Origin of the sequence: Kitasatospora sp. NBC_01300 (assembly GCF_041435235.1) — a bacterium.
Lineage (GTDB): Bacteria > Actinomycetota > Actinomycetes > Streptomycetales > Streptomycetaceae > Kitasatospora.
In genome coordinates this window covers 6552175-6572309 of record NZ_CP108408.1, presented here as the reverse complement: position 1 = coordinate 6572309, position 20135 = coordinate 6552175, and the positions used below count along the sequence as shown (strand labels likewise).

At 74.8% G+C, this 20135-nt stretch carries 15 protein-coding genes; 9 read left to right on the top strand and 6 right to left on the bottom strand.

Going from position 1 to position 20135, the window contains the following annotated elements:
* The first annotated feature begins 268 nt into the window (after positions 1-268).
* The 3 genes from OG556_RS28720 (at position 269) to OG556_RS28710 (ending at position 4853) form a co-directional block, all read left to right on the top strand.
* Positions 269-1078: a DUF6643 family protein gene (locus tag OG556_RS28720; RefSeq protein WP_371521154.1), complete on the top strand. Its 810-nt coding sequence runs from the start codon at positions 269-271 to the stop codon at positions 1076-1078.
* A gap of 199 nt (positions 1079-1277) precedes the next feature.
* Complete coding sequence (locus OG556_RS28715; RefSeq protein ID WP_371521151.1) at positions 1278-2156, top strand: MOSC domain-containing protein; 879 nt, start codon at positions 1278-1280, stop codon at positions 2154-2156.
* 243 nt (positions 2157-2399) lie between these two features.
* Complete coding sequence (locus OG556_RS28710; RefSeq protein ID WP_371521148.1) at positions 2400-4853, top strand: right-handed parallel beta-helix repeat-containing protein; 2454 nt, start codon at positions 2400-2402, stop codon at positions 4851-4853.
* Between the two features lie 93 nt (positions 4854-4946).
* On the opposite strand, the gene OG556_RS28705 is transcribed toward OG556_RS28710, so the two are convergent.
* Both OG556_RS28705 and OG556_RS28700 read right to left on the bottom strand, forming a co-directional pair.
* Positions 4947-6110, bottom strand: a complete 1164-nt coding sequence (locus OG556_RS28705; protein WP_371521145.1) for a PLP-dependent cysteine synthase family protein — start codon at positions 6108-6110, stop codon at positions 4947-4949.
* 142 nt (positions 6111-6252) lie between these two features.
* The gene (locus OG556_RS28700; RefSeq protein ID WP_371521142.1) at positions 6253-7530 is read right to left on the bottom strand and encodes an ROK family protein; all 1278 of its coding nucleotides are present in this window, start codon (positions 7528-7530) and stop codon (positions 6253-6255) included.
* 17 nt (positions 7531-7547) lie between these two features.
* Here OG556_RS28700 and OG556_RS28695 point away from each other — a divergent pair, with 17 nt between their 5' ends.
* Positions 7548-8819, top strand: a complete 1272-nt coding sequence (locus tag OG556_RS28695) for an MFS transporter (RefSeq protein ID WP_371521139.1) — start codon at positions 7548-7550, stop codon at positions 8817-8819.
* A gap of 108 nt (positions 8820-8927) precedes the next feature.
* The gene (locus OG556_RS28690; protein WP_371521136.1) at positions 8928-9509 is read left to right on the top strand and encodes a HutD family protein; all 582 of its coding nucleotides are present in this window, start codon (positions 8928-8930) and stop codon (positions 9507-9509) included.
* 94 nt (positions 9510-9603) lie between these two features.
* Here the strand turns inward: OG556_RS28690 and OG556_RS28685 are convergent, their stop codons facing one another.
* Positions 9604-10596: an esterase/lipase family protein gene (locus OG556_RS28685; RefSeq protein ID WP_371521133.1), complete on the bottom strand. Its 993-nt coding sequence runs from the start codon at positions 10594-10596 to the stop codon at positions 9604-9606.
* 114 nt (positions 10597-10710) lie between these two features.
* Here OG556_RS28685 and OG556_RS28680 point away from each other — a divergent pair, with 114 nt between their 5' ends.
* Positions 10711-12165 carry a PucR family transcriptional regulator gene (locus OG556_RS28680; protein WP_371521130.1) on the top strand — a complete coding sequence of 485 codons (1455 nt, stop codon included), beginning with the start codon at positions 10711-10713 and terminating at the stop codon, positions 12163-12165.
* A gap of 51 nt (positions 12166-12216) precedes the next feature.
* On the opposite strand, the gene OG556_RS28675 is transcribed toward OG556_RS28680, so the two are convergent.
* Positions 12217-12972: a DapH/DapD/GlmU-related protein gene (locus tag OG556_RS28675; RefSeq protein WP_371521127.1), complete on the bottom strand. Its 756-nt coding sequence runs from the start codon at positions 12970-12972 to the stop codon at positions 12217-12219.
* Positions 12973-13140: 168 nt separating this feature from the next.
* Between OG556_RS28675 and OG556_RS28670 the strand changes: the two genes are divergently transcribed.
* A complete protein-coding gene (locus OG556_RS28670; protein WP_371521125.1) occupies positions 13141-13902 on the top strand; it encodes a maleylpyruvate isomerase family mycothiol-dependent enzyme in 762 nt (253 codons plus the stop codon).
* A gap of 98 nt (positions 13903-14000) precedes the next feature.
* Here OG556_RS28670 and OG556_RS28665 read toward each other — a convergent pair whose 3' ends face one another.
* Together OG556_RS28665 and OG556_RS28660 are read right to left on the bottom strand one after the other, a co-directional pair.
* Entirely contained in the window at positions 14001-14774 is a 774-nt protein-coding gene (locus OG556_RS28665; protein ID WP_371521122.1) for an enoyl-CoA hydratase family protein, read from the bottom strand.
* 170 nt (positions 14775-14944) lie between these two features.
* Positions 14945-16396, bottom strand: a complete 1452-nt coding sequence (locus tag OG556_RS28660) for an MFS transporter (RefSeq protein WP_371521119.1) — start codon at positions 16394-16396, stop codon at positions 14945-14947.
* Between the two features lie 119 nt (positions 16397-16515).
* Here OG556_RS28660 and OG556_RS28655 point away from each other — a divergent pair, with 119 nt between their 5' ends.
* Both OG556_RS28655 and OG556_RS28650 read left to right on the top strand, forming a co-directional pair.
* Positions 16516-17502, top strand: a complete 987-nt coding sequence (locus OG556_RS28655; RefSeq protein WP_371521116.1) for an ArsR/SmtB family transcription factor — start codon at positions 16516-16518, stop codon at positions 17500-17502.
* A gap of 210 nt (positions 17503-17712) precedes the next feature.
* Positions 17713-20016 carry a glycosyl hydrolase family 18 protein gene (locus tag OG556_RS28650; RefSeq protein ID WP_371521113.1) on the top strand — a complete coding sequence of 768 codons (2304 nt, stop codon included), beginning with the start codon at positions 17713-17715 and terminating at the stop codon, positions 20014-20016.
* Positions 20017-20135 lie beyond the last annotated feature (119 nt).

Genomic DNA, 20135 nt, shown 5'->3' with positions numbered 1-20135 from the left:
CGAATGCGCCGGCGCACGCCCTGTCCGCAAAAGTTTCTCCGGCGGGCCCCGAACCGTCCACCGCCCGGTCACCGCAAGGGTTCGCCGCGCCGCCGTCCGGGTACTGTTCGATCACTGACGGCACGCCGAGGTTGTCCGGAACTGAGCGCCGGTATGTCCGTTCTTCCTACTTTCGAAACCTTTGTGCGAGCGAAGACTGTGTAAACAGTCGAACTGCTCCCCCTCCCGCTCTCCTCAGCAGGCGCGTTGTGGGCTTACCGTATGCCCCATGACCTCGCCCCGCTCCTACGACGGAGTCGGCTACCCCTCTCCGTCCTTCTCCTCCGGCACGCCGATCTACGACAGCCTCGTGGCTGAGCGCGGCGTCCCCCAGATCGCACCCATCAACGTGCCGGCGGCCCTGCCGCCGGCCATGTCGTCCGGTTACGGGGCCAGCGCCGGCCCGTCCTACGAGAACCGGTACGGCAACGGGTACGAGAGCGCCGGCAGCAACCTCCCCGCGCTGCCGCCCGCCCGCCTCGCCCTGGGCCCCGGCCCGAGCAGCGGCCCCTCCGCCGGTCCCGCGACGGCGTACATCCCCGCGCAGCCCGCGCCGGCGTACGCCTCCGCGCCCCAGCCGCCCGTCCCCGGCTACGGCACCCCCCAGCAGTACCAGCGGCCGCAGCCCGCCGCACCGGCCTTCGCGCAGACCGCCGGCGGCGGCTACCAGCCGACCGGCGGCCAGAGCTTCGGCGGCCAGAACACCTTCATCGGCGGCCAGGGCGGCCAGCAGTCCTTCGGCGCGCAGCCGATCGGCGGTCCGGGCGCGTTCGGCCCCGGGCAGCCGGGCGGCCAGCCGCAGGCCGGTCCGCAGAGCTTCGGCGGCCAGCAGTCCTTCGGCGGCCCCGGCCCGGCCGGCCCCGGCTTCCAGGGCCAGGGCGGCGACCAGGGCTTCGGCGGCGCCCAGCTGCGCCCGGCCATGGCGCCGGTCCGCCCGATGCAGCCGCAGCGCCCGGGCCCGTACGGCGAGCCCGGCAACAACGCCTACAACGCGGGGGGCCAGCAGGGCGGCTACCAGCAGCAGGGCCAGGGCTACTGAGCCACTGACCTCCAGGGCCGGACCCCACCCGGCCCGAACCCGCACCACCTGAGCACCACCCGGCGCGCTCCCCGCGCCGGGCGTACGGAGAAACGGGTCATCCACGGACCGCCCGGAACGCCCCCCACGGCGTCCCGGGCGGTCCGTGCGCGTACGGGGCTCCTGCGGACCGCCGGGAACCGGCTGGCAGGATGGGGGAATGCAGCTCACCGGACTCCACGTCTACCCCGTCAAGTCCATGTACCGCCTGAGCCCGGACACCGCCGCCGTCGAACCCTGGGGCCTGGCCGGAGACCGCCGCTGGATGCTCGCCGACGCCACCGGGCGCTTCGTCAGCCAGCGCGAGAACGCCGCCCTCGGCCAGATCCGGCCCGACCTGCTGCCCGACGGCGCGCTCGGCCTCACCGCCCCCGACGGCTCCCGGATCGAGGTCCCCGCGCCCGCCGTCGCAGCCGGCGACCCGCTCGCCGAGGTCGAGGTCTGGGGCACCCGCTTCCGCGCCGCCGAGGCTGCCGAGGAGGCGCACCGGTGGATCGCCGAACACCTCGGCGACTACCGCCTGGTCCACCTGGACGACCCGCACGCCCGGCCGACCGACCCCGACTACGCCGAGCCCGGCACCACCGTCTCGATGGCCGACGGCTTCCCCCTGCTGCTCACCACCACCGCCTCGCTGGAGCGGCTCAACGAGCTGATCGCCGCCGAGCACCCCGACGGCCACGAGCCGCTGCCGATGGAGCGCTTCCGCCCCAACGCCGTGGTGGGCGGCGCCGAGCCGTGGGCCGAGGACGGCTGGCGCCGGATCCGGATCGGCGACCTCACCTTCAAGGTCGTCAAGCCCTGCGGCCGCTGCGTCATCACCACCACCGACCAGGAGAGCGGCGAGCGGCGCGGCCCCGAACCGCTGCGCACCCTGGCCCGGCACCACCGGCTGCTGAAGAAGGCCGCGTTCGGGCAGAACCTGATCCCGGAGCGGCCGGCCGGCACCACCGGCGACGTGCTCGGCACGCTGCGCGTCGGCGACCCGGTCGAGGTGCTGGAGGACGGGGCGCAGTGGCCCGCCGACGCGCGGGGGTGAACCGGCGGCGCGCCGGTTCACCGGCCCCCCCGGCCGCCCCCGCGGCGCGACCCCGGCTCGGAACCACGGGTGAGCGCGCTCGTTGAACATGTGGTCGGAACCTGTGGCGAAGGCGCGAGCCCCCGGTGCCCGCGCGACCGCGGCCGACCGGACCACCCATGGAGGCGCGCTACGGTGGGCGGGCGGCCCGCGCGTACGGCCCGTTGAACGCCGGCTCGACGAAGGTGGGGACGACAGACCGTCATGGCAGAGCACAGGGTCCGGGTCACCCAGGACAGCGCATCCCGCTGGCGCCGCCGCGCAGGCGAGTACGACACCCTCGCGGAGGCCCTCGCGGCCGCCGAACCGGGCGACACCGTGACCGTCCGGCCGGGGACGTTCCGGGAGAACGTGCTGCTGGACAAGCCCGTGACGATCGTCCCGGCCCAGGGCCCGGGCACCGTCCGGATCGACCCGCCGTCCGGAGCGGCGCTGACCGTCACCGCCGACGCCACCGTCCGCGACCTCGTCGTCGAGGGCGGCGACAGCTCCACCCCGGCCGTCCTGATCACCGGGCCGCAGACCGCGCCCACGCTCAGCGGCTGCCGGATCGAGACCCGCTCCGCCACCGGCATCGAGATCACCGACGGCGCCCGGCCCACCCTGCGCGGCTGCGTCGTGGCCAACCCGGCCGGACTCGGGCTGCGCCTGCGCGGCCCCGGCACCGCCGCCGCCCTGGAGGACTGCGAGGTCGCCGCCGCCGGGCAGGCCGGACTCGCCGTCCTCGGCGGCGCCACCGCCGCCCTCGACCGCTGCCGGATCCACCACGCCGCCGGCGCCGGCGTCCTGCTCTCCGACCCCGGCAGCGCCGCCGAACTGACCGGCTGCGAGATCTACGAGATCCGCGGCAGCGGCGTCCAGGCCGAGTCGCAGGCCCGCGGGCGGCTCGTCGACTGCGAGATCCACCGGGTCACCGGCAACGGGCTGACCCTGGACGGCGAGGCCGAACTCGTCCTCACCGGCTGCCGGGTGCACGACCTGCCGGAGAACGGCGCCGACCTGCGCGGCCGCTCCCGGATCAGCCTCGACCACAGCACCGTCCGGGACTTCGGGCGCGGGGCGCTCTCGGTCTGGGACCAGGGCACCGAGGCCGTCGCCGAGTCCTGCCAGATCCACGGCTCCACCGGCGAGTACCCGGCGCTGTGGGTCAGCGACGGCGCCCGGCTCACCCTCACCGACTGCTCGCTGTACGACCTGCCGGACGCGCTGTTCGTCCTCGACCGGGACTCCGCCGCGATCGCCGCGGACTGCTCCTTCAGCCGGATCCGCAGCTCGGCGGTCTCGGTCAGCGGCGGCGCGGCGGTGACCCTCACCGGCTGCCGGGTCCAGGAGGCCGGCACCGGCCTGTGGTTCCGCGACCACGGCAGCGGCGGCCTGCTCACCGGCTGCGAGATCTCCGACGTGGCCACCGGGGTGATCGTCACCAAGGGCGCCGACCCGGTGCTGCGCGACTGCACCGTCCGGGCCAGCACCGACGCCGGCGTGTACGTCTCGGCGCAGGGGCGGGGCACCTTCGAGGACTGCCGGGTCTCGCACGGCAAGGGCTTCGGCTTCCACATCATCGACGGCTGCCGCACCCAGCTGACCCGCTGCCGGGCCGAGCAGAACGAGCGGGCCGGCTTCGAGTTCTCCGAGCCCGGGCCGGTCGCCGAGGGCTGCACCTCGGACGACGTCGGACCGGCGGCCGGCTCGGCCGAGGTACCGGGCCCGCGGACCGCCCAACTGGCCTCCGCCACCGCCCCGTTGGCGGGCAGGGCCGGCGCGGGCGGGGTGGCCGGCACCGCCGCCGCCACGTCCGCCGCGACGGCCGCCGGCTCGGCGATCGCCCCGATCCCGGACTGCCGGCCCGCCGACGAGGCGCTCGCCGAACTGGACGCCCTGGTCGGGCTGGCCACCGTCAAGCAGGAGGTGCGCACGCTCATCGACCTGATCTCGGTCGGCAAGCGCCGCCGCCAGGCCGGGCTCAAGGCGCCCTCGCTGCGCCGGCACCTGGTCTTCACCGGCGCCCCCGGCACCGGCAAGACCACCGTCGCCCGGCTCTACGGCGAGATCCTCGCCTCGCTCGGGGTGCTCCAGCGCGGACACCTGGTCGAGGTCGCCCGGGTCGACCTGGTCGGCGAGCACATCGGCTCCACCGCGATCCGCACCGCCGCCGCCTTCGACCGCGCGCGCGGCGGGGTGCTCTTCATCGACGAGGCGTACGCGCTCGCCCCCGAGGACGGCGCGCGCGACTTCGGGCGGGAGGCCATCGACACCCTGGTCAAGCTGATGGAGGACCACCGGGACGAAGTGGTCGTCATCGTGGCCGGCTACACCCTGGAGATGGAGCGCTTCCTCTCCGCCAACCCCGGCGTCTCGTCCCGCTTCTCCCGCACCATCACCTTTTCCGACTACACGGCGGACGAGCTGCTGGAGATCGCCCGGGCCCAGTGCGCCGAGCACGAGTACGCGCTCGCCGAGGCGACCGAGGGCGTGCTGCTGGACCACTTCGCCCGGCTGGAGCGAGGCCCCAACTTCGGCAACGGGCGCACCGCGCGGCAGGTCTTCGAGACCATGGTCGAGCGGCACGCGATGCGGGTCGCCCACCTCGCGGACCCGTCGACGGAGGAGCTCCAACTCCTCGTCCCGGCCGACCTGCCGGGCGCACCGCTGCCCTGACGCCGGGGGCTCGGCGCCGGGGCGTCGGGGGGGGACAGGACGGCCCGGGCGGGCGACGGCTCGGCGACGGGCGGGCGGGCGACGGCCTCGGCGTCAGCCCGTCCAGGCGCCGCCGGCGAGGAAGGACTCCAGCACGGCCCGGTACGGCGCGATGTCGATCCGCTCGCCGGCCAGCCAGTCGTCCGAGTAGTACTTGTCCAGGTAGCGGTCGCCCGGGTCGCAGATCAGACCGACCACGCTGCCCCGCCGCCCCGCCGCCCGCATCTCGGCGACGATCTTCAGCGCGCTCCACAGCCCCGTCCCGGTGGACGCCCCCGCCTTCTTCCCGAGCACCTGCTCCAGCACCCGCACGGCGGCGATGGAGGCGGCGTCCGGCACCTTCATCATCCGGTCGATCGCCCCCGGGACGAAGCTCGGCTCCATCCGGGGCCGTCCGATGCCCTCGATCCGCGAGCCCCGCTCGCAGACGGCGTCCGGGTCGTGGTGCACCCAGCCGTCGAAGAAACAGGAGTTCTCCGGGTCGGCGACGCAGATCCGGGTGTCGTACTGCATGTAGTGCACGTACCGGGCGATGGTCGCCGAGGTGCCGCCCGTCCCGGCGGTGGCGACGATCCAGGCCGGCTCGGGGTGCGGCTCCAGGCGCAGCTGGGCGAAGACCGACTCGGCGATGTTGTTGTTGCCGCGCCAGTCGGTGGCCCGCTCGGCGTAGGTGAACTGGTCCATGTAGTGCCCGCCGGTGCTCTCGGCGAGCCGGGCGGAGGCCTCGTACACCTCGTCCGAGCGGTCGACGAGGTGGCACTCGCCGCCGTGGAACTCGATCAGGTCGATCTTGGCCTGGCTGGTGCTCTTGGCCATGACCGCGATGAACGGCACCCCGACGAGCTGCGCGAAGTACGCCTCCGAGACGGCGGTGGAGCCGCTGGAGGCCTCGATCACCGGCTTGCCGGGGCGGATCCAGCCGTTGCAGAGCCCGTGGAGGAAGAGCGAGCGGGCCAGGCGGTGCTTGAGCGAGCCGGTCGGGTGGGTGGACTCGTCCTTGAGGTAGAGGTCGATCCCCCACTCGCCCGGCAGCGGGAAGCGCAGCAGGTGGGTGTCGGCGGAGCGGTTGGCGTCGGCCTGGACCTTGCGCACCGCCTCCTTGAGCCAGGCGCGGTACTGCGGGTCGGTCCGGTCGACGTCGACGGTCGGCTCGATGCCCGCAGTCGGCTCGATGCCGCTCGCTCCGCCGGACTGGGCCCTGCCGGGTTGGGTGCTCATGGCCACTCTCCCTCGTTATGACCCCCCACTGCTCACTACGAGTGTAGGAGAGTCACGATAAGTGACCGTTTTCGTAGTCCCAGCTTCCGCTTATCGCCCCTGGTCCGACCCGCCGCCCCCAGCCCGACGCCCGACCCCGGATTCAGCCCGCCGTGACCGACTGCGGGTCCGCCAGGTACGGCCCCCAGCCCAGTTCCGCCGCACCCGCGAGCGCACCGTGCGCCAGCTCCGCGCCGACGATCGGCACCCGCCCGCTGCGCCCCCACAGGCTGCGCTCGGCGACCACCGCGCGCAGCCGCTCGGGCGCGGCCTCCAGCAGGTCCAGGTGGAGCCCGCTGAGGACCACCCGGTCCGGGTTGAGGATGTTGGCGACGCCCGCGAGTCCGAGCCCGAGCCGATCGATGACGTGTTCGACGGCGGCCCGCGCGCGTTCGTCGGTGGCGGCCGCCCGGCACAGCTCGCGCGCCTGGTCGAGCAGCGGGCGCCCCGGTTCGGGGGTGAGCCCGGCGGCGGCGAACAGGGCGTCGGGGTCGGTCTCGGAGTTCAGGCAGCCCCGGTTGCCGCACGGGCAGAGCCGGCCCTGCGGGTCGACGGTGAGGTGGCCGACCTCCAGGGCCAGCCCGGCGCTGCCGGTATGCAGGTGGCCGTCGATCACCAGCGCGCCGCCGACGCCGCGATGGCCGGAGGTGACGAGGAGCAGGTGCCGGGCGCCGCGCCCGGCGCCGTGCCGGTACTCGGCGAGCGCCGCGAGGTTGGCGTCGTTGGCGAGGGCGGTGGGCAGCGGCCGACGGGCGCCGGGGCCGTGGTCGGCACGGCCCACCTCGACGTCGTACAGGTCGGCGACCGGGGTGCCGCTGGGCCAGGCGAAGTGCAGTGCGGCGAGCGCGGCGCCGTCGGGTTCGGTGACCGGGTTCGGCAGCGCGAGCGCAGCGGCGAGGCAGCGCCGGCTGGTCGCGCGGGCGAGTTCGGCACCCGCCTCGGCGACGGCGCGCAGCATCCGGACCGGGTCCGTGGCGGCGGGCAGCGGCAGGTGGACGGGCGGGTCGAGCAGGCCGCCGAGGCCGGCCAGGGTGACGCTCAGCCCGTCGGCGTGGATCTGCCCGGCGACCACGACCGGGCCCTGCGGGTCGATCGCGAGCCGGTGCGAGGGGCGTCCGCGTCCGCCACCGGCCGGGCGCGAGTCGACGGTGATCAGCCCGAGCGCCTCCAGTTCGGCCGTGACGGCCCCGGCGGTGGCCCGGGTGACGTCCAGCGCGCGGGTGAGCGCCGAGCGGGTGGGCGTCTGTCCGGTGTGGATGAGCGAGAGCGCGGGGCCGAGCAGCGTCCGACCGCGATCGGGGGCCGCGCGGCGGTGGGCGTCGCGCTGCGCTTCGAGGTCGGTTCCGGAACCTGGTCGCGGACTTGAAGGTGAGAGCTGCACGCCCCTATTGTGACTTTGTGCCGCTTCGAAACAAAATCCGCCCGCGTCCTCGACCCGACCAGACCTCCCCCCAGTCTCGCAGCACACCCCCCGGGACGGACAGCCCCTGGGGCTCGGCACGGCTCGCGCTCACCGCGTTCTTCGCCGTCGACGGCTTCCTCTTCGCCGCCTGGGTGGTCCGCATCCCGGACATCCGCAGCCAGGTCAACGCCTCGCACAGCGCCCTCGGGCTGGCCCTGCTCTGCCTGTCGATCGGCGCCGTCCTCACCATGCCGCTCGTCGGGCGGCTGTGCCTGCGGTACGGCTCGCGCCCGGTGACCGTCGGCTCGCTCGCCCTGCTCAGCCTCGCCGTCCCGCTGCCCGCACACGCCCACTCGGTCGCCGCGCTCGGCGGCGTGCTGCTGCTCTTCGGCGCCGGGTACGGCGGCGCCAACGTCGCGATGAACAGCGCCGCCGTCGACCTGGTGGCGCAGCTGCGACGGCCCGTCATGCCGAGCTTCCACGCCGGGTACAGCCTCGGCGGTCTGCTCGGCGCGGGCCTCGGCGGGCTCCTCGCCGGTGCGCTGAGCACCGCGTGGGCGCTCGCGCTCGGCGGTCTGCTCGGCCTCGCCGTCACCGCCGCCGCGGGCGTCGTCCTGCTGCGCAGCCCGGCCGCGCCGCTGGTCGCGCCAGGCCGCACGGGCGACGGCGGCACCACCGGCGACACCACGAGCGACCACGGCACCCGCACCACGGCCGGCCGCACCGCCCCGCACCTGCGGCTGCTCGTCCTGCTGCTCGGCCTCACCGCGCTGTGCACCGCGTACGGCGAGGGCGCGATCGCCGACTGGACCACCCTCCACCTCACCGACGACGTCCACGCCAGCCCCGGGACGGCCGCCGCCGGGTACGCCGCGTACGCCTTCGCCATGACCAGCGGACGGGTCGGCGGCACCTGGCTGTCCATCCGGCTCGGCCAGACCCGGCTGATGCTGCTCGGCGGCCTGACCGCGGCGGCCGGCATGCTGGTCGCCGCCCTCGCCCCGGTGGTGCCGCTGGCCGTCTGCGGGTTGGTCCTGGCCGGCCTCGGCCTCGCCAACCTCTTCCCCCTCGCGATCGCCCGGGCCGGTGCGGCGGGCGGCCCGCAGGGCGTCGCGTTCGCCTCGACGCTCGGGTACGGCGGCATGCTGATCGGCCCGGTGGTGATCGGCTTCCTCGCCGACGCGGCGGGGCTGCCGATGGCCCTGACCACCGTCGCGGTGGCGGCCACGGCGGGGGCGCTCCTGCCGCTGGCCGTCCGTCGGCGCTGACGGGAGCGCCCGGGTCGTCGGCACGGCCGGTCCGACCGCCCCCACCGCCGACGGCCCCGGGCGGCTCCCGACGCGGCCGCGCGCGGACGTGGTGGCAGGATGCGGGCCATGACGAGCAGCGGACGGATCCAGGTACTGCGGGCGGACGAGCGCCCGGCCACGGCATGGCTCAACGGGGGCGGGGTGACCAGGGAGGTCGCCGGTTTCCCGGCCGGGGCCGGGCTGGACGCCTTCGACTGGCGGGTCAGCCTCGCGGACGTCGCGTCGGCCGGGCCGTTCTCGCCGTTCCCCGGCGTCGACCGGGTGATCACCCTGGTCGAGGGCCCCGGCATGACGCTCACCGTCGACGGCGCCGAGCACCTGGTCGACGAACCCTTCCGCCCCTTCGCCTTCTCCGGTGACGCCGTGACGGACTGTCGGCTGTCGGCCGGCCCGGTGGTCGACTTCAACGTGATGACCCGTCGCGGCCGGGTCGACGCCGCCGTGGACGTGCTGACCGCACCGGCCGCCGTGGACGTCCCGCCGGGGGCGACCGTCCTGCTGGTCTGCCTCACCGGTTCGGCCGCCGTCGACGGCGACGCGGTGCTGGAGCGCTACGACGCCGCCCTGCTGGAGGGGGCCGGCCCGCGCGAGGTGCGGGTCCGGACCGGCGGGGTCACCGCCGTGGTCACGCTCCGCCCGTCGCGCTGACGCCGGGGAAGCGGGACGCGCGGGCGCCCGGACACCGGAACGCCGCGGCCCGGGAGGTCTCCCTCCCGGGCCGCGGCGTTCCGACGGGTGCGGATCAGCCGCAGAACACGGGTGTGGCGTGCGCCGGATCCAGGGCGTTGGTCACCAGGTGCAGCGCCGTCGGCGAGAACGCGATCGCCACGTGCTCGGCGAGCGTGATCGGGCAGTGGTTCTGCAGCACCTCGTTGTCGACGGCCGGGCCGGTCAGGAACTGGGTCCGCCACGGGGTGACGACCTCGTCGTACACGGTCGAGATCACCGTGTAGCTCACGCCCGGCACGGTGTCCGGGCGGGAGGCCATCGTGCGGTTGAAGTCGGAGCCCACCGCCTGGTCGCGGCAGGCCTGGCAGACGGTGTAGATCAGGTCCGCGACGCCGGGGAAGTACGGCACGAGCTCGGTGATCCCGTCGAGCGTCGTGCCGTGGTTGGACGGCGCCAGGCCGACCAGCCGGCCGACCTTCGCGGCGCCGCCGAGGAACTTCAGGTAGTAGTTCGGCAGCATGCCGCCCTGCGAGTGCCCGACGATGTCGACCTTGGCCGCGCCGGTCGCCTTCAGCACCAGGTCGACGAACCGCCCGAGTTGGGCGGCCGACTCGGGCACCGGGCCCAGGCCGCCGATCGGCAGCAGCAGGCCGCTGCCGCTGGAGGTGACGCCCGGGATGGTGCCGTAGTCGAGCGCGAAGACGCAGTACCCGAGGCCCTTCAGCAGCGGGGAGAGGGCGAGCCAGTTCTCGTAGCGGTTGGCGAAGGTGCCGTGCACGAGGACCACCGGATCGGGGTGCGCGGCGCTCGGGCGGCAGTTCCAGTCGTTGGCGCCGGGCGGCGAGGCCACCGAGTCACCGTCGGGCGGCAGTTCGGCGGAGGCGGAGGTGGCGGCGGCGGCGATGGAGCGGGCGGCGGCGGGCGCGACGGAGGGGGACGTCGCGGCGCTCGCCGGGGCGGCCGACGCGCCGACCAGCAGCGCGCCCGCCAGGACGGTCGCGCCGATGGCCCCGCCGAGCCTGCGGCGCACGGGAGTTGCGGAGAAGCGGAGAAGTGGGGTTCTCAACTGTTGCCTCCACGGCGGAAGTTTGTTACCAACAGGTAACCCGAGTGGCTCCATCATGCGGTCGCCCCTCCGGCCCGGCCCTTGGGCGTTCCCCAGACCTGGACGGTGTTCTCTGTGACCGGTCACAACGCACCCGCCGCCTCGCCCGGCCGCTCACCCGACGCCACACCCCGCTCCGAGCCGCACTCCGCGCCCACCACCACCCCCGACCTCACGCCCGACCGCACCCCCGCCCGTACTCCCGTCCGCGTGCCCGACCACTCCGCCGACCACACCGCCGACCGGACGCCCGGCTGGCGCGTCCCGGTGATCGGCGGCCGACCGGCCGACCAGCGACTCCTGGGCGGTGTACGCGAGTTGGCCGAGAACGTGGTCGCCGCCCTGCTGGACCGCGTGCCCGTGTACCACCGCCTGCCCCGCGAACAGCTCACCGGCGAACTCACCCGCGACACCGAGCGCCGGATCCGCGCCCTGGCCCACGCCGTCCGCACCGGACTCCCCGCCCCCGACGAGGAGTTCGCCGCCGTCCGGGAGGCCGCCGCCCGCCGCGCCGAGGAGGGCCTGCCGCTGGACGCCGTCCTGCTCGCCCACCACCTCGGGCTGGAGATCTGCTGGGAGTTCGTCACCCGGCACGCCCGCGACGGCGACGCCGCCGACCTGCTCGTCCTCCACCGGCTGCTGCTCGACCAGCTCCGCCAGGCCACCACCGCGGCCGGCGCCGGCTACCTCGACGAACGCCGCCCGGCCGGCGACCGGCACGCGGCCGCCCGGCAGTCACTGCTCACCGCACTGCTCGCCGGCACCCCGGCGGACGAGGCCGCCGCCCGGGCCGGACTCCGACTACCGCCCCGGTACGCCGTCCTGTGCCTGTCCGTCGCCGACCACACCGACGAGCACACCCCCGGTGTCGACCCGGGCATCGCCGGCCGCCGCAAGCTCCGCCGGCTCGTCGCCGAACTCGACCACCGGACACGGCAGTCGGCGATCACCACACTCACCCCCTCGGGCGGCCTGGTGCTCGTCCCGCTCGGCCCGCCCCCGGAGGCCCGGCCGGAGCGCGCGCCCGGGCGGCCCGGCACGCCCGCCGAGCTCCCGTGGCAGCACCTGGCCGCCACCGTCGCCGCGGCCGCCCGGGCCGGGGGCGTCCCCGTCCTGGCCGCAGCGGCGGCCGCCGCACCGGGCGAGGTCCCCGGCGCGGCCGCGCTCGCGTACGAAGTCCTGGACGTGGCCCGCGCGTTCGACCGCCCACCCGGCCTGTACCGGCTCGACGACGTCCTGCTCGAATACCAGCTCACCCGCCCCAGCCAGGCCCGCTCCCGGCTCGCCGCACTGCTCGAACCGTTGGCCGACGGCGGCGAGTTGCTCACCACCCTGCGCACCCACCTGGCCGGCGGGCTCAACCGGCGACACACCGCGGGCGCCCTGCACCTGCACCCGAACACCGTCGACTACCGGCTGCGCCGGATCGCCGCCCTGACCGGCCTCGACCCCGCCCGCCCCGCCGACGTCCTGCGGATCACCGCCGCCATCGCCGCCCGCGCCGCCGAACAGGCCCCCGCCGTCCGCTAGGACGTGGCCGGCCGACGACACCCGCGCCACCGGGACGGCGGCGCGGGTGCATCAGTCCTGCTCCCCCGGCAAGCGCAGGTCCCACCCCACCAGGGCCCGCAGTTGCTCCGCCGTCACGCCGTCCGGCACCGGCTGGGGCGCGTCGTGGCGCAGCGGCGGCTGCCAGCCCTCCTCGGCCGTCCACCGGCGGACCACCTTGGCCGGCGCTCCGGCCACCACGCTGTGGTCGGGCACCTCGCCGCGCACCACCGCGCCCGCCGCGACCACCACGTTGCGGCCGATCCGGGCCCCCGGCAGGATCACCGCGCCGGTGCCGATCCAGCTCCCGGCGCCGATCTCCACCGGTTCGTTGCGCGGCCACTGCTTGCCGATCGGCAGGTCGGTGGACCGGTACTCGTGCGCCTGGTCGGAGATGTAGACGCCGGGCCCGGTCCACACGTCGTCGCCGAGGACGATCGACTGGTGGCCCACGATGTGGCTGTCCCGGCCGATCACGCAGCCGCCGCCGATCCGCACGATCGGCTCGGGCCCGAGGTCGAGGCCGGGCAGGAAACCGGCGCTGATGGTGACCCGCTCACCGATGATCGAGAACGGCCCGATGGTGATCCACTGCTCGTTGAAGACCGCGCCGAGCGGGAACGCCAGTGTCGTACCGTCGCCCAACTCGCCGAACCGGTACGGGCCCGGGCTCTGCCGGGTGACCGCGCCGGTCCGCTGTACCCAGCGCCAGCCCCGGTGGACGAGGCGGCCGGCGGCACGGCGGCCACCGGCTCGGACCGCGGAGAGCAGCGAACGGGTTATCGGCATGAGCTCACGTTACCGGCCCGTAGGGTCCGGCCGGCGGCCGGGCGGTCAACATCACACCGGCCCCGCACCCGCCCTGGCCTGCGGCCTCCCACGGCCAGGCCCGAACCTCCGCCCGGGCGGGTCCGAAAACCGCGACCGACGTCGGGCTCCGGTGCCACACTCCCTCCCATGGAGATCACCGAACACATTGACGCCCTGCGCCGCGAGGGCACCCTGCTCGCCGAGGCGGCCGCCCGGACCGACCTCGCCGCCCCCGTACCGACCTGCCCGGACTGGAGCCTGAACGACCTGCTGAGGCACGTCGGGAAGGTCCACCGCTGGGCCGCCGCCTACCCCTCCCAGGGCCTGCGCGCGCCCCTCGACGAGGACGGCAGCCGGGCCGCGTTCGGGCCGGAGCCGTCCGACGCCGCACTGCTCGACTGGTTCCGCGAAGGCCACGCCGCCCTGCTGGACACGCTCACCCGGACCCCGGCCGACGTCGAGTGCTGGACCTTCCTGCCGTCGCCCAGCCCGCTCGCGTTCTGGGCCCGCCGCCAGGCGCACGAGACCGCCGTCCACCGCGCCGACGCCGACGCGGCGGCCGGCACCGAGGGCCCCCGGGTGGACACCGCCCTCGCCCTCGACGGCATCGACGAACTGCTGAGCGGCTTCGTGGTCGGCGGCCGCTCCCGGCTGCGCAGCGAACGGACCCGCACCATCGGGGTCCGGACCACCGACGGCCCCGGCTCCTGGCAGCTGACCATCACCCAGGAGCCGCCGACCGTGGGCACGGGCGGCGCCGCCGAACCGACCGACCTCACCCTCACCGGCCCCGCCCACGACCTGTACCTGCTGCTGTGGAACCGGCTCCCGGTCGGGCCCGCGCAGGTCGAACTCGACGGCGACGAGGCGCTGCTCGAACTCTGGCGGACCGGCGCGGCCATCGGCTGAGGCCGCACCGCTCCCAGCGCGCGGCGCGCCGCGCGCTGGGAGCAGCCGGGCGTGGAGCAGCCGGGCGTGGAGCGGCCCGGGGGTGGAGCGGCCCGGGGTCAGCGCACCCAGCGCGCGGGCCGCTTCTCCAGGAACGCCCGCATCCCCTCCTGCGCCTCCGCCGACCCGAACAGCCGCGCCGACAGCTCCACCAGCCCCTCCGCGTCCCGCTCGAAGGACCGCACCACCTCGGCGTTGGCCAACCGCTTGGACTCCGCCAGCCCCTGCGGGGAACCCTGGCGCAGCGCGTCCAGCAGGCCCTTCAACGCGACCGCGGTGTCCTCGGCGGACTCGGTGGCGCGGGTGATCAGGCCGATCCGGGCGGCTTCGGCGGCGTCGAAGACCTCGCCGGTGAGGTAGTAGCGGGAGGCGGCGCGCGGGTCCAGCTTGGGGCGCAGCGGCAGCGAGATCACGGCGGGCGCGAGGCCGAGCCGGACCTCGGTGAACGCGAAGGTCGCGGCCGGCCCGGCGAGGGCGAGGTCCGCCGCGCCGATCAGGCCGAGGCCGCCGGCCCGGGCGTGCCCGTCGATCACGGCGATCACCGGCTTGGTGCAGTCGACGATCGCCCGCTGCAGCTCGACCAGGCCGCGCGGGCCGACCGTCGGGTCCGCGCCGGTCGCCTCGGACAGGTCCGCACCCGCGCAGAACACCTTGCCGGTGTGCCCGAGCACCACGGCCCGGACCTCCGGGTCGGCCGCGGCGACCGCCAGACCGGCGTGCAGTTCGGCCATCAGCCGGGTGGAGAGTGCGTTGCGGTTGTGCGGCGAGTCGAGGGTGATCGTGGTGACGGCGTCGGCGGTGGTGACGCGGACGAGGGGCTCTGCGCTGGTCATCGGCGGGGCCTGCCTTCCGGCTGAGGGTGGGTCGGACTGCGGCGCCGCCCCGGGTGCCCGGGCGACGCCCGCACGACTCTGGCACGCCCACCCGCCCCTCGGCCAGGGCCAATCCGGCCCGAGGTGCTGATCGGGATCGAGGTCCTCGCGCCCGTCCGGGAGCGGCCGCGTCACCGGCCCCCGGCGTGCCCTCCCCGTCGCCCGGCCCACCGGACGGCGGGGCCCATCGCCAGGCCCGCCGCCGCCAGTACCGCGCCCAGGACGACCCAACCGGCCAGGCCGAACCCGATCACGGCGGTGCTGACCAACGCCGGACCGGCCATCATCGCCGCCGCCGAACCCGCGTTGTACACGCCCTGATAGGCGCCGTGGTCACGCTCCCCCGCGAGGTCGTAGCTGAGTGCCCAGCCGCCGGCCTGGCCGAACACCTCGCCCAGCGACTGCAGTGCGATGCCGCCGAGCACCACCAGGGCGGCGACGATCGCGGGCAGGCCGTGCGCGAGGCCGATGACCAGGCACGAGGCGGCGAGCAGCAGCCCCCCGCGGCCGCAGAGCCGGGCGGCCGTCGACCGGTCCTCCGTCCCCCGGGTGGCCCGCACCTGAAGGGCGATCACCAGCAGGGTGTTGACGATCAGGGTGCCCGCGACGGTGATCCGGGGCGCCTCGGTGTCATGGATGATCCACAGCGGCACGCCGACCTCCAGGACGGCGAACTGCAGGGCGAGGACCGCGTTCAGCACCGTCACGACCAGGAACGGGCCGTCCCGCAACGCCGGATTGCGCCGCTTGCCCCGCCCGGCACCGTCGGCCTCCGGTCCCACGCGCGGCGCGACCGGGGCCGCGTGCGCGAGGACGGGGAGACGGTGGAACAGCACGGCGACGACCGCGAAGGAGGCGGCGTCGGCCAGGATCGCCGTCAGATAGGCCGGCCTGGTGTCCACCTGGAGCGCGATCGCGCCGAGGGCCGTCCCCAGGCAGATGCCGACGTTGGTCACCACCCGCAGGTAGGCCCGGCCCGCCACCCGGCGGTCGGGCGGCAGCACCTCGGCGTAGAGCGCGTTCCGTACGGCTGCGGCGCCGCGGTCGACGGCCGAGACCCCGCAGGCCAGCACCACGAAGGCCGGATAGCTGTGCACGAGCGTGTACCCGGCGGTGCCGACCGCCTGCGCCGCGACCAGCACGACCAGCACCGGCCGGGCGCCCCAACGGTCGGCGGCCCGGCCGGCCGGCACGCTCGCGACGACCCCGCACAGGCCGGCGGCGGTCAGCCCGAGCCCCAGCTGGGCGGCGCTGAGACCGAGCACCCGGGTGAAGAACAGCACCGCGACGGACATGGACAGGCCACTGCCCATCGTGTTGACCAGGGTGAGCCCGGCCAGTCGACGAACCATCGGGTCGGGGTGCAGCCGCCGTCGCACGGCGCTGACGAGCCCGCCGCCGGCCTGCGGGCCGGCGGGGTCTCCTGGGTCCGCGACGTCTCCGGGGTCTGCGGTCGCTGCGGCGTTTCCGGTCGTCGCGGGGTCTGCGACCGTCGCGGTGCTTGCGGTGGTTGCCGTGATGGCGGCGCCTCCGGGCATGGCGGGGTCGGGTCCGGACGTCTCCGCCGGCGAGGTGGTGGTCATGTGCTGATCACACCGCCTGACGGTCCGGGTCCGGTACTCCTTTAGGCTCTGGCTAAAACCACGCGCCCCACGCACCCCGGCCCCGGCGCCCATGCGCCGCGTCGCAGGAGACCACCCCCGTGCACCGCTTCACGCTCAGCCTGGCCGACCTCGCCACCACCTGGTTCGCCGTCTCCCCGATCCAGGAGGCCTCGCTCAGCCTGCGCATGTGGACCCACCCCGGCGTCTACCAGCTCCAGACCCCGGCCTTCGAACGGCTCCGGCCCGCCTTCGAACGGCTGGACTCCACGCTGCTGCTGTCACTCATCTCCGGGAACCGCTGGATCCCCGACTTCCTGACGCCCCGCCCGGCCTCGCCCGCCGCCGACTTCCGCACCGAGCTGGCCACCGTCCGCGCGCTGCCGCCGGAGCAGCTGCGCCCCGAACTGGAGCAGGTCTTCCTGCCGCACGGACTGCCCCTGCCCGCCGGGCTCGCCGCCGGACTGGCCGACCCGGAGCGGCTGTTGCAGCGGATCGCCGACGCGCTGGAGGAGTACTGGGAGGTCTGCCTCGCGCCGTCCTGGTGGCCGCAGGCCCGTGCGGTCCTGGACGCCGACCTGGTCTACCGGGCCCGGCTGCTCTCCCAGCACGGTGCGGCGGCGCTCTTCGCCGACCTGGACCACCGGCTGCACTGGGAGGACGGCGTCCTGTCGATCAACCGCCGGTGGACGGACTGGGACGGGGAGACCGCCGTCGACGGCCGCGGCCTCGTCCTCATCCCGACCTTCTTCGCCCGCGGCGCGATCACGATGATCAGCAACGAGCGTGCGCCGCAGATCAGTTACCCGGCGCGCGGCCAGGCGGGCATGGCCGGCCCGAGGACGCCGGTGCCGCCACGCGCGCTGGAGGCGCTGGTCGGCGCGCCGAAGGCCCGACTGCTGGCCCTGCTCGCCGAACCCGCCTCCACCACCGACCTCGCCTACCGGCTGGGCGTCACCCCCGGTGCGGTCAGCCAGCACCTGTCCGTCCTCGCCGCCACCGGCCTGGTCACCCGGGCCCGGCACGGCCGCTCGGTGCTGTACCTGCGCAGCCCGCTCGGTGACGAGCTGACGGGGGCGAACAGGTGACGGAGTTCGCCCCCGCCATCCCCCCGACCGGCCCGCACCGCCTCGACTGATCCTCCAACTCCCCAGTGGTACAGACCTGTTGACGCATTGGTCCAGTCCTCCTACAGTGCCCATGCCCCGTCTCCCCACGGCGCGGGCACCCCTCGCACACGCACCAAGCACCGCGGTTCTACGTCACCCTGTCCAACCCCCACAGCCACAGGGAGAACCATGTCCGCTCGATCCCGGGCCAGGCGCCCGCGCGTGCGCAGCAGACTGCTGGCACTGCTCTCCGTCCTGCTCCTGCCCCTCGCCGCGCTCACCGCGCTGGCCACCCCGGCGAACGCCGCCGGAAAACTCACCGCCACCTTCACCACCGCCGACAACGGCTCCTGGTGGCAGGGCACCTACATCGTCCACAACGACAACGCCGCCGCCGTGACCGGCTGGACCCTGGAGTTCGACCTGCCGGCCGGTGTCACCATCGGCAACAGCTACAACGGCACCGCCACCGTCAACGGCCGGCACGTCACCGCGACCAACGCGTTCTACAACGCCACCGTCAACGCCCACGGCACCACCGAGCCGTACAGCTTCTGGTTCGTCGGCAACGGCCCGGTCGCCACCCCCACCAACTGCCGCGTCAACGGCGACAAGTGCGACGGCACCGCCGACGTCCCGCCGTCCGCGCCGGGCACCCCGGCGGTCACCGAGTCCACCGCGCACACGCTCGCGCTGACCTGGCCGGTCGCCACCGGCGGGGACTTCCCGGTCGCCTCCTACGACGTGCTCAACGGCGCCGTCGTGGTCGGCTCCAGCACCACCACCAGCGCCCTGCTCACCGGGCTCACCCCGGCCACCACCTACACGCTGACCGTCCGGGCCAAGGACAGCCGCGGCAACACCGGACCGCTCAGCGCGCCCGTCACCGCCGCCACCTTCGACCCGTCGACCGACCAGGTCCCGCCCACCGCGCCGACCAACCTCCGCACCACGGCGATCAGTTCGTCGGACATCACGCTCGCCTGGAACGCCGCGACCGACAACGTCCGGGTCGCCGCGTACGACGTCTACCAGGGCGGCACACTGGTGGCCACGGTCAGCGGCAGCACCCTGACCGCGACGGTCGGCAGCCTGTCCCCGTCCACCACCTACACGTTCACCGTGAAGGCCCGCGACCCCGCCGACAACGCCTCCCCCGCCTCCGCCCCGCTCACCGCCACCACCTCGGACCTGGTCGGCGCCGGAAAGTACGCCCGGGTCGGCTACTTCGTCCAGTGGGGCATCTACGGCCGCCAGTACTTCGTCAAGAACCTCGACACCTCCGGCAGCGCGGCCAAGCTCGACGTCGTCAACTACGCCTTCGAGAACATCGATCCGGTCAACCTGACCTGCCTGGCGGGCGTCACCAAGGGCACCACCGCCAACCCGCAGGACCCGGACCAGGGCACCGGCGCCGGTGACGCCGACGCCGACTACGCCCGCCCGATGAGCGCCGACCAGTCGGTGGACGGCGTGGCCGACGACGGCTGGGGCAAACTCCGCGGCAACCTCAACCAGTTGAAGAAGCTGAAGGCCAAGTACCCGAACCTGAAGGTGGTCGTCTCACTCGGCGGCTGGACGTACTCCAAGTACTTCTCGGACGTCGCCGCCACCGACGCGTCCCGCCAGAAGTTCGTCAAATCCTGCCTCGACGTGTGGATCAAGGGCAACCTGCCGGTCTACAACGGCGCCGGCGGCGACGGTGTGGCGGCCGGGATCTTCGACGGCATCGACCTCGACTGGGAGTGGCCCGGCTCCGCCGACGGCCACGCGGGCAACCACTGGAACGCCAACGACAAGGGCAACCTGACCCTGCTGCTGGCCGAATTCCGCAAGCAGCTCGACGCGTTGGGCGGCTCCCACAAGCTGCTCACCGCCTTCACCCCGGCCGACCCGGCGAAGGTCGCCGCGGGCTGGGACCTCACGAAGATCTTCAGCTCGCTGGACATCGCCAACGTCCAGGGCTACGACTTCCACGGCTCCGGCAGCGACAACTCCTGGGAGCCCAACCGCACCGGCTCCCAGGCCAACCTCTACGCCGACCCGAACGACCCGTACAACTTCCACTTCAGCGTGGACGCGGCGGTCCAGACCTACCTCGGCGCCGGGGTCAACCCGCGCAAGCTCACCATCGGCTTCCCGTTCTACGGGCGCGGCTGGCAGGGCGTGGCGGACGGCGGCGCCTCCGGCGTGTGGCAGTCCGCGAACGGCGCGGCCCCGGGCCAGTTCAGCGAGGAGGCCGGCACCCGCGGCTACAACAACCTCATCACCGGCGTCCCCAACCTGACCGTGTACCACGACCCCAAGTCCATTGCGACGTACGGCTACACCGGCGCCGGCGGCCAGTGGTGGACCTTCGACGACGCCTGGTCGATCACCCAGAAGACGGCCTACCTCAAGTCGAAGAACCTGCTCGGCGGCATGATCTGGGAGATGTCCGGCGACACCCCCTCCGGCACGCTCATCAACGCACTCGACTCCGGGCTCAAATAGCCGGAGGGCACGGCCCGTTGGGCCGGTAGGGCAGCAAGGGCCGGCCTTCCGCGAACGACGGAGCGCCGGCCCGCGCATCAGGTCCGCGCATCAGGTGCCTGACGGACCTTCCTGGCTGC

Coding starts and splice junctions, on each gene's coding strand:
- OG556_RS28720 (WP_371521154.1), top strand. CDS start 269: ATGACCTCGCCCCGCTCCTACGACGGAGTCGGCTACCCCTCTCCGTCC.
- OG556_RS28715 (WP_371521151.1), top strand. CDS start 1,278: ATGCAGCTCACCGGACTCCACGTCTACCCCGTCAAGTCCATGTACCGC.
- OG556_RS28710 (WP_371521148.1), top strand. CDS start 2,400: ATGGCAGAGCACAGGGTCCGGGTCACCCAGGACAGCGCATCCCGCTGG.
- OG556_RS28705 (WP_371521145.1), bottom strand. CDS start 6,110: ATGAGCACCCAACCCGGCAGGGCCCAGTCCGGCGGAGCGAGCGGCATC.
- OG556_RS28690 (WP_371521136.1), top strand. CDS start 8,928: ATGACGAGCAGCGGACGGATCCAGGTACTGCGGGCGGACGAGCGCCCG.
- OG556_RS28675 (WP_371521127.1), bottom strand. CDS start 12,972: ATGCCGATAACCCGTTCGCTGCTCTCCGCGGTCCGAGCCGGTGGCCGC.
- OG556_RS28670 (WP_371521125.1), top strand. CDS start 13,141: ATGGAGATCACCGAACACATTGACGCCCTGCGCCGCGAGGGCACCCTG.
- OG556_RS28665 (WP_371521122.1), bottom strand. CDS start 14,774: ATGACCAGCGCAGAGCCCCTCGTCCGCGTCACCACCGCCGACGCCGTC.
- OG556_RS28660 (WP_371521119.1), bottom strand. CDS start 16,396: ATGACCACCACCTCGCCGGCGGAGACGTCCGGACCCGACCCCGCCATG.
- OG556_RS28650 (WP_371521113.1), top strand. CDS start 17,713: ATGTCCGCTCGATCCCGGGCCAGGCGCCCGCGCGTGCGCAGCAGACTG.